The sequence below is a fragment of the Streptomyces sp. 13-12-16 genome (genome assembly GCF_002114215.1).
In the GTDB taxonomy this organism is placed as follows: domain Bacteria; phylum Actinomycetota; class Actinomycetes; order Streptomycetales; family Streptomycetaceae; genus Streptomyces.
This window is the reverse complement of sequence record NZ_NCTE01000330.1, coordinates 1-10,924: the sequence shown is the minus strand read 5'-3', so window position 1 is coordinate 10,924 and position 10,924 is coordinate 1. Positions and strand designations below refer to the sequence as shown.

Annotated in this window: 8 protein-coding genes and 2 pseudogenes; 6 read left to right on the top strand and 4 right to left on the bottom strand. The window is 73.1% G+C overall.

The features are described from left to right. The 3 genes from B7767_RS13940 to argF all read left to right on the top strand — a co-directional run. Positions 1-1,173 (top strand): HEXXH motif-containing putative peptide modification protein (locus B7767_RS13940; RefSeq protein WP_107486089.1); only part of this gene is annotated, 1,173 nt, incomplete at its 5' end. Between the two features lie 30 nt (positions 1,174-1,203). Then, entirely contained in the window at positions 1,204-2,427 is a 1,224-nt protein-coding gene (locus tag B7767_RS13935) for an arginine deiminase (protein ID WP_085572466.1), read from the top strand. Positions 2,428-2,542: 115 nt separating this feature from the next. Further along, a complete protein-coding gene (gene argF / locus B7767_RS13930) occupies positions 2,543-3,550 on the top strand; it encodes an ornithine carbamoyltransferase (protein WP_085572465.1) in 1,008 nt (335 codons plus the stop codon). Positions 3,551-3,565: 15 nt separating this feature from the next. Here argF and B7767_RS13925 read toward each other — a convergent pair whose 3' ends face one another. Beyond that, the gene (locus tag B7767_RS13925) at positions 3,566-4,012 is read right to left on the bottom strand and encodes an ATP-binding protein (protein WP_085572464.1); all 447 of its coding nucleotides are present in this window, start codon (positions 4,010-4,012) and stop codon (positions 3,566-3,568) included. A gap of 198 nt (positions 4,013-4,210) precedes the next feature. Here B7767_RS13925 and B7767_RS13920 point away from each other — a divergent pair, with 198 nt between their 5' ends. Next, positions 4,211-5,038, top strand: a complete 828-nt coding sequence (locus B7767_RS13920; protein WP_085572463.1) for an enoyl-CoA hydratase family protein — start codon at positions 4,211-4,213, stop codon at positions 5,036-5,038. Positions 5,039-5,042: 4 nt separating this feature from the next. Then, positions 5,043-7,436, top strand: coding sequence for a bifunctional salicylyl-CoA 5-hydroxylase/oxidoreductase (locus B7767_RS13915; protein WP_085572462.1), 2,394 nt, complete (start codon positions 5,043-5,045; stop codon positions 7,434-7,436). A gap of 31 nt (positions 7,437-7,467) precedes the next feature. Here B7767_RS13915 and cysC read toward each other — a convergent pair. From cysC to B7767_RS13900, 3 genes and pseudogenes are all read right to left on the bottom strand, one after another. Beyond that, positions 7,468-8,013 (bottom strand): annotated as a pseudogene (gene cysC, locus B7767_RS13910) (adenylyl-sulfate kinase); the annotation flags it as partial. Between the two features lie 111 nt (positions 8,014-8,124). Further along, a complete protein-coding gene (locus B7767_RS13905; RefSeq protein WP_085572461.1) occupies positions 8,125-8,946 on the bottom strand; it encodes a PaaX family transcriptional regulator C-terminal domain-containing protein in 822 nt (273 codons plus the stop codon). Positions 8,947-8,981: 35 nt separating this feature from the next. Then, entirely contained in the window at positions 8,982-10,592 is a 1,611-nt protein-coding gene (locus B7767_RS13900) for an AMP-binding protein (protein ID WP_085572460.1), read from the bottom strand. Between the two features lie 117 nt (positions 10,593-10,709). Here B7767_RS13900 and B7767_RS13895 point away from each other — a divergent pair. Then, a pseudogene (locus B7767_RS13895) lies at positions 10,710-10,924 on the top strand (acyl-CoA dehydrogenase); the annotation flags it as partial.

Genomic DNA, 10,924 nt, shown 5'->3' with positions numbered 1-10,924 from the left:
ACCCGCGCCGGCGTGCTCACCCTCGGCGGGCCGGGCCCCGACGGCAGGCGGCGGAGTCTGACCCGCCGCCCCGCTCCCGTCCCGGTGACCGGGGCGCCGCCCGCCGACGACCCCCACTGGCTTCCCCTCCGTACCCTCGCCGTCGGCCCCGTCGCCGTACCCCTGGAGGACCTGGACCCCTACCGCGACCTCGACGATCCCGTCCCGCCCGCCCGGCTGGACGCCGAGGAGGCGCTGGCCTGGCAAGGGCTGTTCGACGAGGCCGTGGCGATCCTCGCGAACGGGAAGGGCACGGGGCCCGGGCGGCTCGATCCCGCCGTGATCCGGGCCGTCGTACCGTGGGCGCGGACGAGCCTGCTGCCCCCGCCGCCGCCCGACGTGCGGGTCTCCGCGTCCAGCGGCGACTCCTACGGCGCGATGGTCATCGCCCGCCCCTCCTCACCGCTCGCCCTGGCGGAGGCGTTGGTCCACGAGTTCCAGCACAGCAAGCTCGCCGCGCTGATCCACCTCTTCCCGCTGCTGGACGACGACCGCGCGGAGCGCTACTACGCCCCCTGGCGCCCCGACCCGCGCCATCTCACCGGTCTGCTGCACGGCGCCTACGCCTTCACCGGCGTCGCCGGGTTCTGGCGGGACCGGATGACGGACCCGGAGCACGCCGGGACGGCCGCCTACCACTTCGCGCTGCGCCGGACGCAGAGCAGGCTCGCCGTACGCACCCTCCTCACCAGCGGACGCCTCACCGGGACCGGCCACGCCCTGGTCACCGGTCTCGCCCGCACCCTGGACGGCTGGCTGCGCGAACCCGTACCCGCGGCCGCCCTGACCCGCGCCCGCACCGCAGCGGTCCTGCACCGCACCGAATGGCGGCTGCGGAACGTGGACCCGGCGACGACGGCCGAGCTCCGTCTCCGCCCCGACCGCGCCCCCTGGCCCGACGTGCGCACCCACGCCTTCGCCCTCCCGCCCACCGACCCCCGCACCCCCGACGAGCACCTCGCCGCCGGTGACGCCGCCGCCGCGCTCGCCGGGTACGACGACGGCCTGGCCCGCGATCCCGGTGACCCGCACCTCCTCGCCGGGTGGATCGTCGCCCGGGCCGGGCTGGAGCGCGGGCCCGGAGCGCGGCGGCTGCTGGCCCGGCCCGAGTCGATGACCCGAAGGCAGGGGTGAACACGCGCCCGGAGGGTCAGGATGAAAGGCATGACCTACCACGTCGACTCCGAGGCCGGTCGGCTGCGCCGCGTCATCCTGCACCGGCCCGACCTCGAGCTCAAAAGGCTCACCCCCAGCAACAAGGACGCCCTGCTCTTCGACGACGTGCTCTGGGTGCGCCGGGCGCGCGCCGAGCACGACGGGTTCGCCGACGTCCTGCGCGACCGGGGCGTCACCGTCCACCTCTTCGGTGACCTGCTCGCCGAGACGCTGGACCTCCCGGAGGCCCGCGCGCTCGTCCTGGACCGCGTCTTCGACGAGAAGGAGTACGGCCCGCTGGCCACCGACCACCTGCGGGCCGCGTTCGAGACGCTCCCGGCGTCCGAGCTCGCCGAGGTGCTGATCGGCGGGATGACCAAGCGGGAGTTCCTGGACGCCCACCCGGAGCCGACCTCCGTGCGCTTCCACGTCATGGAGCTCGACGACTTCCTGCTCGGCCCGCTGCCCAACCACCTCTTCACCCGCGACACCTCCGCCTGGATCTACGACGGTGTCGCCATCAACGCGATGCGGTGGCCGGCCCGGCAGCGCGAGACCGTGCACTTCGAGGCGATCTACCGGCACCACCCGCTGTTCCGCGCGGAGCCCTTCCACGTCTGGTCCCAGGGGCAGGCCGACTACCCGTCCACCATCGAGGGCGGGGACGTGCTGGTCATCGGCAACGGCGCGGTGCTGATCGGGATGAGCGAGCGGACCACCCCGCAGGCGGTGGAGATGCTCGCGCACAAGCTGTTCGCGGCCGGTTCCGCCGAGACCATCGTCGCGCTCGACATGCCGAAGCGACGTGCCTTCATGCACCTCGACACCGTGATGACGATGGTCGACGGCGACACCTTCACCCAGTACGCGGGCCTCGGCATGCTCCGCTCGTACACCATCGAGCCGGGCGCGGGGGACAAGGAGCTGAAGGTCACCGACCACCCGCCGGAGCACATGCACCGCGCGATCGCCGCCGCGCTGGGGCTCAGCGAGATCCGGGTGCTGACCGCCACCCAGGACGTGCACGCCGCCGAGCGCGAGCAGTGGGACGACGGCTGCAACGTCCTGGCCGTCGAACCGGGCGTCGTCGTCGCCTACGAGCGGAACGCCACCACCAACACACACCTGCGCAAGCAGGGCATCGAGGTGATAGAGATCCCCGGCAGCGAGCTGGGCCGGGGCAGGGGCGGGCCGCGCTGCATGAGCTGTCCCGTCCAGCGGGACGCGGTGTGAGCGCCGTACGGGAACGAGCTGCGCGGGAACAAGCCGTACGGAAACGAGCCGTATAGAAATACAAAACTTCGTATACACTTCCAAGGGTTCGTGTCCCCCATCCCTGGAGCACCCCATGGCGACTGTCCCGACCGCCCTCGCCGGCCGCCACTTCCTCAAGGAGCTGGACTTCACCGCGCCGGAGTTCCTCGGCCTGCTGGAGCTGGCCGCCGAACTGAAGGCCGCCAAGCGGGCCGGGACCGAGCACCGGTACCTGCGGGGCAGGAACATCGCGCTGATCTTCGAGAAGACCTCGACGCGTACGCGCTGCGCGTTCGAGGTCGCGGCCGCCGACCAGGGAGCCTCGACGACGTACCTCGACCCGTCCGGCTCGCAGATCGGCCACAAGGAGTCCGTGAAGGACACCGCGCGGGTGCTGGGCCGGATGTTCGACGGGATCGAGTACCGGGGGGACAGCCAGGCCAAGGTGGAGGAGCTCGCCGCGTACGCGGGGGTGCCCGTCTACAACGGGCTCACCGACGACTGGCACCCCACCCAGATGCTCGCCGACGTGCTCACGATGACCGAGCACAGCGCCAAGCCGCTCACCGGCATCGCCTTCGCCTACCTCGGCGACGCCCGCTTCAACATGGGCAACTCCTACCTCGTGACCGCGGCCCTGCTGGGCATGGACGTACGCGTCGTCGCCCCGAAGGCCTACTGGCCCGCCCAGGAGGTCGTCGACCGGGCGCGGGAGCTGGCCGCGTCGAGCGGGGCGCGCGTCACGCTCACCGAGGACGTCGCCGAGGGCGTCGCGGGCGCCGATTTCGTCGCCACGGACGTCTGGGTCTCCATGGGGGAGCCCAAGGACGTCTGGGACGAGCGGATCAAGGCCCTCGCCCCGTACGCGGTGACCATGGACGTCCTGCGCGCCACCGGCAATCCGGACGTCAGGTTCCTGCACTGCCTGCCCGCCTTCCACGACCTCGGCACCAAGGTCGGCCGGGACGTCTTCGAGACCCACGGCCTCACCTCCCTGGAGGTGACGGACGAGGTGTTCGAGTCGGTGCACTCGGTGGTCTTCGACGAGGCGGAGAACCGTATGCACACGATCAAGGCCGTCCTGGTCGCGACCCTCGCCTGAGCTCCCGCGTCCCGCTCAGACCGGGCGCCGCTGACCCGGCAGCCGGAACCACACCGCCTTGCCGGACTCGGTGGGGCGGTGCCCGCAGGACGAGCTGAGGGCGCGGATCAGCAGCAGCCCCCGCCCGTGCTCCTGCCAGGGGTCGGGCATGCCGAGGGGGCTCGGGCGGGTGAGGTCGCCGGGCGGCTCCGGATCGGCGTCGTGCACCTCGACCTGGCAGCCGGTCGGCAGCAGCCGCACCACCAGCTCTATCGGCGTGCTCCCCGAGGTGTGCTCCACGGCGTTCGCCACCAGCTCCGCCGTCAGCAGCTCCGCCGTGTCGCAGTCGGCGGAGTGCTCCCGCTCGGCCAGTGCCGTACGGACCAGCGCACGGGCCACGGGCACCGCCGCGGTGGTGTGCGGCAGCGCGACGCGCCAGGAGGTGGAGGCGATGGGAGGTTCGTGCACAGCGAGTCCGTTCATGGAGCGGGCGCCCCTGCTTTCAGCCGCCCATGGTACGGCGCACCCGGTACGGCCCTTCGAGGGGGCGGGGTCCCACCGCGCACGGGACGGCGCCCGAACGTCGTATCGCGTGCGCGTGACGACGGTCACCGACGGGTGATAACTTCATTGTGCAGAGCTCACTGAGCAGCGCAGTGCCCGCCCTAGGAGGCCGCCCTCATGAGTCCCTTCACCGGTTCCGCCGCCCGCACCGCCCGCTGGGAGCATCTGCGCGTCGACGTCGCCGACGGCGTCGCCACCGTCACCCTCGCCCGCCCCGACAAGCTCAACGCGCTCACCTTCGGCGCCTACGCCGACCTGCGCGACCTGCTCGCCGAGCTGTCCCGGGAGCGGGCGGTGCGCGCCCTGGTGCTGGCCGGCGAGGGGCGCGGCTTCTGCTCCGGCGGCGACGTCGACGAGATCATCGGCGCCACCCTCTCGATGGACACCGCCCGGCTCCTCGACTTCAACCGGATGACCGGCCAGGTGGTGCGGGCGGTACGGGAGTGCCCGTTCCCGGTGATCGCCGCGGTGCACGGAGTGGCGGCGGGCGCCGGCGCGGTCCTCGCCCTGGCCGCCGACTTCAGGGTCGCCGACCCCAGTGCCCGCTTCGCCTTCCTCTTCACCCGGGTCGGCCTGTCGGGCGGCGACATGGGCGCGGCGTACCTGCTGCCGAGGGTCGTCGGCCTGGGCCACGCCACCCGGCTGCTGATGCTGGGCGACACGGTGCGCGCACCGGAGGCCGAACGCATCGGCCTGATCAGCGCACTCGCCGACGAGGGCGGCACGGACGAGGCCGCCCGGACCCTGGCGCGCCGCCTGGCCGACGGTCCGGCCCTGGCCCACGCCCAGACCAAGGCCCTCCTGACGGCCGAACTGGACATGCCCCTGTCGGCATCGATCGAACTGGACGCCTCGACCCAGGCCCTGCTCATGAACGGCGAGGACTATGCCGAGTTCCATGCGGCGTTCACCGAGAAGCGCCCGCCGAAGTGGCAGGGGAGGTAGGGGGATGCTCTCGACCGAGGGGACCGCGTCGTCCTCAGGGGCGCGGGGCCGTTCTGAATCCGCGGCCACCGCCGCGTGGGCGCGGTCAACCACGACGGCGCCGCACCCGCCCGACAAGAAGAACCACCCCCTTCGGGTGGCGATCATCGGCGGAGGCCCCGGCGGCCTCTACACCGCCGCACTGCTCAAACGCCTCGCCCCCGACCGCCAGGTCACCCTCTGGGAACGCAATGCCCCCGAGGACACCTTCGGCTTCGGCGTCGTCCTCTCCGACGAGACCCTCGGCGGCATCGAACACGCCGACCCGGAGGTCTACGGAGCCCTCCAGCGGGCCTTCGTCCACTGGGACACCATCGACATCGTCCACCGGAACACCCTCCAGACCTCCGGAGGGCACCGCTTCGCCGCCCTGGGAAGGCGCCGCCTCCTGCAGATCCTGCACGACCGCTGCCACTCCCTCGGAGTCGATCTGCGCTTCCGGACCGAGGCGCCCGACCCCGCCCGGCTGGCGCGGACGTACGACCTGGTCGTGGCCGCCGACGGGGTCCACAGCGCCACCCGCGAGGCCTTCGCGGACGTGTTCCGGCCCCACGTCACCGAGCACCGCTGCCGCTACATCTGGCTGGCCGCCGACTTCCCCTTCGACGCCTTCCGCTTCGAGATCGCCGAGACCGAGCACGGCGTGATGCAACTGCACGGCTACCCCTACTCCGCCGACGCCTCCACCGTGATCGTCGAGATGCGCGACGAGGTCTGGCGCGCCGCCGGATTCGACGAGACGGACGGGGCGGAGTCCGTCGGACGCTGCGCCAAGATCTTCTCCGACGCGCTCGGCGGACGCCCCCTGAAGTCCAACAACTCGACGTGGACCACCTTCCGCACGGTCGTCAACGACCGCTGGTCGCACGGCAACATCGTGCTCCTCGGCGACGCCGCCCACACCGCGCACTTCTCCATCGGCTCCGGCACCAAGCTCGCCGTTGAGGACGCGCTGGCACTCGCCGCCTGCCTGGACGAACAGCCCTCCCTGGAAACCGCGTTGACCGCGTACGAGACGGAACGCCGACCGGTCGTCGCCTCCACCCAGCGCGCCGCCCGCGCCAGCCTGGAGTGGTTCGAGGACCTGTCCCTCCACCTCGACCAGCCACCCCGCCGGTTCGCCTTCAACCTGCTCACCCGCAGCCGCCGCGTCACCCACGACAACCTGCGGCTGCGCGACGCCCGCTTCACCGGGGCCGTGGAGCGCGAGTTCGGCTGCCCGCCCGGTACGCCCCCGATGTTCACCCCGTTCCGGATGCGCGGACTGACCCTGCGCAACCGGGTCGTCGTCTCGCCCATGGACATGTACTCGGCGGTCGACGGCGTCCCCGGCGACTTCCACCTCGTGCACCTCGGCGCCCGCGCGCTGGGCGGGGCCGGACTGGTGATGACCGAGATGGTGTGCGTCAGCCCCGAAGGGCGCATCACGCCCGGCTGCGCCGGCCTCTACACCGGCAGACAGACCGAGGCGTGGCGGCGGATCACCGACTTCGTGCACACGCGGGCGCCCGGCACCGCGATCGGCGTGCAGCTCGGCCACAGCGGCCGCAAGGGCTCGACCAAGCTGATGTGGGAGGGCATGGACGAGCCGCTCGACGACGGCAACTGGCCCCTCGTCGCCGCCTCGCCCCTGCCGTACCGGCCGGGCGGCCAGGTGCCCCGCGAACTGTCCCGGGCCCAGCTCACCGACATGAGGGAACAGTTCACGGCCGCCGCCGTGCGGGCCGCGCGGGCCGGGTTCGACCTGCTGGAACTGCACTGCGCCCACGGCTACCTGCTCTCCGGATTCCTCTCCCCGCTCACCAACCACCGCACCGACGCCTACGGCGGCTCACCGGAGAAACGGCTCCGCTTCCCGCTTGAGGTGTTCGACGCGGTGCGCGCGGTGTGGCCCGGGGACCGGCCGATGACCGTCCGCATCTCCGCCACCGACTGGGCGGAGGGAGGCACCACGGCCGACGACGCGGTCGCGATCGCCCGCGCCTTCGCCGCGCACGGCGCCGACGCGATCGACGTGTCGACCGGGCAGGTCGTGGCCGACGAGACACCGGAGTTCGGGCGCTCGTACCAGACCCCGTTCGCCGACCGGATCCGGCACGAGGCGGGCGTCCCGGTGATCGCGGTCGGCGCGATCTCCTCCTGGGACGACGTCAACTCCCTGATCCTGGCCGGGCGTACGGACCTGTGCGCCCTGGGCCGCCCCCACCTCTACGATCCCCACTGGACGCTCCACGCGGCGGCCGAGCAGGGCTACGAGGGTCCGGGCGCGGTCTGGCCGGCACCGTACCTGGCGGGCAGCAGGCGGCCCCGGACCGGCCGCACGGACGCACCCAAGCCCCGTCTCGGCCTCGGGGGCTGACCCCGGACGTCACGAGCCCCGCCCGCCGGGCCAGTCCGTGCTCCGCCAGCATCGCGTGGACCGCGTCGGCCGACTCCCACGGGGTCTGCGCCTGCGTGCGCAGGACCAGCGCCGGGTCGGCGGGCGGCTCGTACGGATCGTCGACGCCGGTGAGCCCGGTCAGCATGCCGGCGGCCCGACGGGCGTACAGGCCCTTGACGTCCCGTGCGGCGCAGACCTCCACCGGGGTGGCGACGTACACCTCGAAGTACGGTGTCGCGCTCGCCGCGTGCCGGGCGCGCACCGCGTCACGGCTCTCGGCGTACGGGGCGATGACCGGGACGACGCAGACCACGCCGTTGCGGGCCAGCACCTCGGCGACCAGGCCGACGCGCCGCACGTTCGCGCACCGGTCGGCCCGGGAGAAGCCGAGGCCCGCGGTGAGGAAGCGGCGTATCTCGTCGCCGTCGAGGACCTCCACCCTGCGTCCGTCCGCCCGCAGCCGGTCACGGAGCAGTCCGGCCACGGTGGTCTTGCCCGCGCTCGGCAGCCCGGTGAGCCAGACGGTGGCCCCCCGGGGCCTCGCCGTGGTGGTCATGCGCAACCGTCCTCTCTTCCCCCGTCCGCCCTGCGACGCGATGGAGGCTAGGCGAGGAATGTGAGAGGACGGGATGAACGAGCTGAGGATCGGCTGAGCGGGAGCGGGCCGCTACAGGCCCACGAACGCCGCCCCCGCGTCCCGCAGCCGTTCGTGCAGGGAGCGGAAGACGGCCGCCGAGCGGAGGCCCGGCCAGTCGGCGGGCAGCAGGGCGGCGGGCAGGCCGGGGTCGGTGTAGGGGAGGTGGCGCCAGGAGTCCAGGGCGAGGAGGTAGTCGCGGTAGGCGTCCTCGGGCGGGGTGTCGGTGCGCCGCTCCCAGGCGCGCAGCACACGCGCGTGCCGGTCCAGGAACGCCTCGTGCTGCTCGGCGATCCCGGCCAGGTCCCACCAGCGGCCCACCACCTCCGCGGTGGGCGCGAAGCCCAGGTGCTCGCCGCGGAAGAAGTCGACGTAGTTGTCGAGGCGCAGGCGCTCCAGGGTGTGCCTGGTCTCCTCGTACAGCCGCGCGGGGGCGATCCACACGCCGGGGGCCGCCGTGCCGAAGCCGAGGCCGGACAGCCGGGAGCGCAGGACGTGCCGCTTCTGCCGTTCGGACTCCGGTACGGAGAACACGGCGAGCACCCAGCCCTCGTCCTCCGGCGGATCGGTGGCGTACACGCGGCGGTCGCCGTCGTCGAGCAACTGGCGTGCCTCGGGCGAGAGTTCGTATCCGGCCGCGCCCTGTGCGGTACGTGCGGGGAGGAGCAGGCCGCGCCGTTTGAGCCGGGACACCGAGGAGCGGACGGACGGGGCGTCCACGCCGACCGCGGCCAGCAGCCGGATCAGCTCGGCGACGGGCACCGGGCCCGGCGCGAAGCGGCCGTACGCGCCGTAGAGCGTGACGATGAGGGATCTCGGAGCGTGAGGGGCTTGCTGGTCGGACACGTTGATCATCTTAAGTCGTATACGGATGACGGGATTCCCCGGCATCACGCACGGTCGTCCCCCGCCCCGGGGTGAGCGCGCAACCGGAACCGCTGGAGCTTGCCGGTGGCCGTGCGGGGCAGGGCGTCCATGAACACGATCTCCCGCGGGCACTTGTACGGCGCGAGCTCGGACTTCACGAAGGCGCGCAGCGCCTCGGCGTCGCGTTCCGCGCCCTCCCCGACGACCGTGTACGCCACCACGACCTGGCCGCGCGCCTCGTCCGGCCGCCCGACCACCGCCGCCTCCACGACGTCCGGGTGGCGCAGCAGGGCGTCCTCGACCTCGGGGCCCGCGATGTTGTACCCGGCCGAGATGATCATGTCGTCGGCGCGGGCGACATAGCGGAAGTAGCCGTCGGGGTCGCGGACGTAGGTGTCGCCGGTGATGTTCCAGCCGTCGCGCACGTACTCCCGCTGGCGCGGGTCGGCGAGGTAGCGGCAGCCGACGGGGCCGCGCACCGCGAGCAGTCCCGGCTCCCCGTCGGGCACGGGCGCACCGTGGGCGTCCTGCACGCGCGCCTGCCAGCCGGGGACCGGAACTCCCGTCGTTCCGGGGCGGATCGCCTCGTCCGCGGCGGAGACGAAGATGTGCAGCAGTTCGGTGGCGCCGATGCCGTTGATGATCCGCAGCCCGGTGCGTTCGTGCCAGGCCCGCCAGGTGGCGGCGGGCAGGTTCTCGCCCGCCGAGACGCAGCGGCGCAGCGACGAGACGTCGTGGCCGTCGAGCCCGGCGAGCATCGCGCGGTAGGCGGTGGGCGCGGTGAACAGCACCGACACCCCGTGCTCGGCGACCGCGGGCAACAGCTGCCCGGGGTGGGCCTGTTCGAGGAGCAGCGCGCTAGCCCCGGCCCGCAGCGGGAACACCACCAGGCCGCCGAGGCCGAAGGTGAAACCCAGCGGGGGACTGCCGGCGAACACGTCGTCCGCGACCGGCTTCAGCACGTGCCGGGAGAAGGTGTCCGCGATCGCCAGCACGTCCCGGTGGACGTGCATGCAGCCCTTGGGGCGTCCGGTGGTGCCGGAGGTGAAGGCGATCAGCGCCACGTCGTCGGCCGCGGTCGGCACGGCCTCGTACGGCGTGGTGGGCGCCGGACGGTTCAGCAGGTCGCCGGGGGAGTCGCCGCCGTAGGTGGTGAGGGAGAGGCCGGGGACCCCGGCCCTGGCGAGGTCGTCGACGGACCTGATGTCGCACAGGGCGTGGCGGACCTCGGCGATCTCGCAGATGGTGCTCAGCTCGTGCGGGCGCTGCTGGGCCAGCACGGTGACGGCGATCGCGCCCGCCTTCAGCACCGCCAGCCAGCAGGCGGCCAGCCACGGTGTGGTGGGGCCCCGCAGCAGCACCCGGTTGCCGGGGACGATCCCGAGGTCACCGGTGAGGAGGTGCGCGAGCCGGTCCACGCGGGCGCGCAGCTCGCCGTACGTCCAGGTCGTGCCGTCGGGGGTGCGGAACGCCGGGCGGCCGTCGGGCGGGCCGTGCAGCAGCTCGGCGGCGCAGTTCAGCCGGTCGGGGTAGTGCAGATCCGGCAGGTCGAAGCGGAGCTCGGGCCACTGGTCGGGTGGCGGGAGGTGGTCGCGGGCGAAGGTGTCGACGTGCGCGGTGGCCCGTGGATTCATGACGGTTCGCCCCCTTGGCGTGGTGGGCTCGCATCAGGAGCGTATCGTGTTGGTGACGGCAGTCAACGGCCCGCGATAACCTCGGGAGTGGCCCAGCGGCGAGGGAAGGGACCGGCGATGACCGCATTCTCGCTCGAACCGGCACGACTCGCCTGGTGCGCGGAGCTGCGCACCCTGGCCGCGGAACGCCTGCGACCACTCGCCGAGAAGGGTGAACCCGGCCGGGTCGACCGCCCCCTCCTCGCCGAACTCGGCACCCTCGGCCTGCTGTCCCGCCTGTTCACCTCCGGCGCCCTCGACCTGTGCCTGATGCGCGAGTCCCTGGCCCACGC

Bases quoted from the DNA above. Each gene is read 5' to 3' on its own strand.
- B7767_RS13900 (WP_085572460.1), bottom strand. From the start codon at position 10,592: ATGAATCCACGGGCCACCGCGCACGTCGACACCTTCGCCCGCGACCAC.
- B7767_RS13920 (WP_085572463.1), top strand. From the start codon at position 4,211: ATGAGTCCCTTCACCGGTTCCGCCGCCCGCACCGCCCGCTGGGAGCAT.
- B7767_RS13935 (WP_085572466.1), top strand. From the start codon at position 1,204: ATGACCTACCACGTCGACTCCGAGGCCGGTCGGCTGCGCCGCGTCATC.
- B7767_RS13915 (WP_085572462.1), top strand. From the start codon at position 5,043: ATGCTCTCGACCGAGGGGACCGCGTCGTCCTCAGGGGCGCGGGGCCGT.
- B7767_RS13925 (WP_085572464.1), bottom strand. From the start codon at position 4,012: ATGAACGGACTCGCTGTGCACGAACCTCCCATCGCCTCCACCTCCTGG.
- B7767_RS13905 (WP_085572461.1), bottom strand. From the start codon at position 8,946: ATGATCAACGTGTCCGACCAGCAAGCCCCTCACGCTCCGAGATCCCTC.
- argF (WP_085572465.1), top strand. From the start codon at position 2,543: ATGGCGACTGTCCCGACCGCCCTCGCCGGCCGCCACTTCCTCAAGGAG.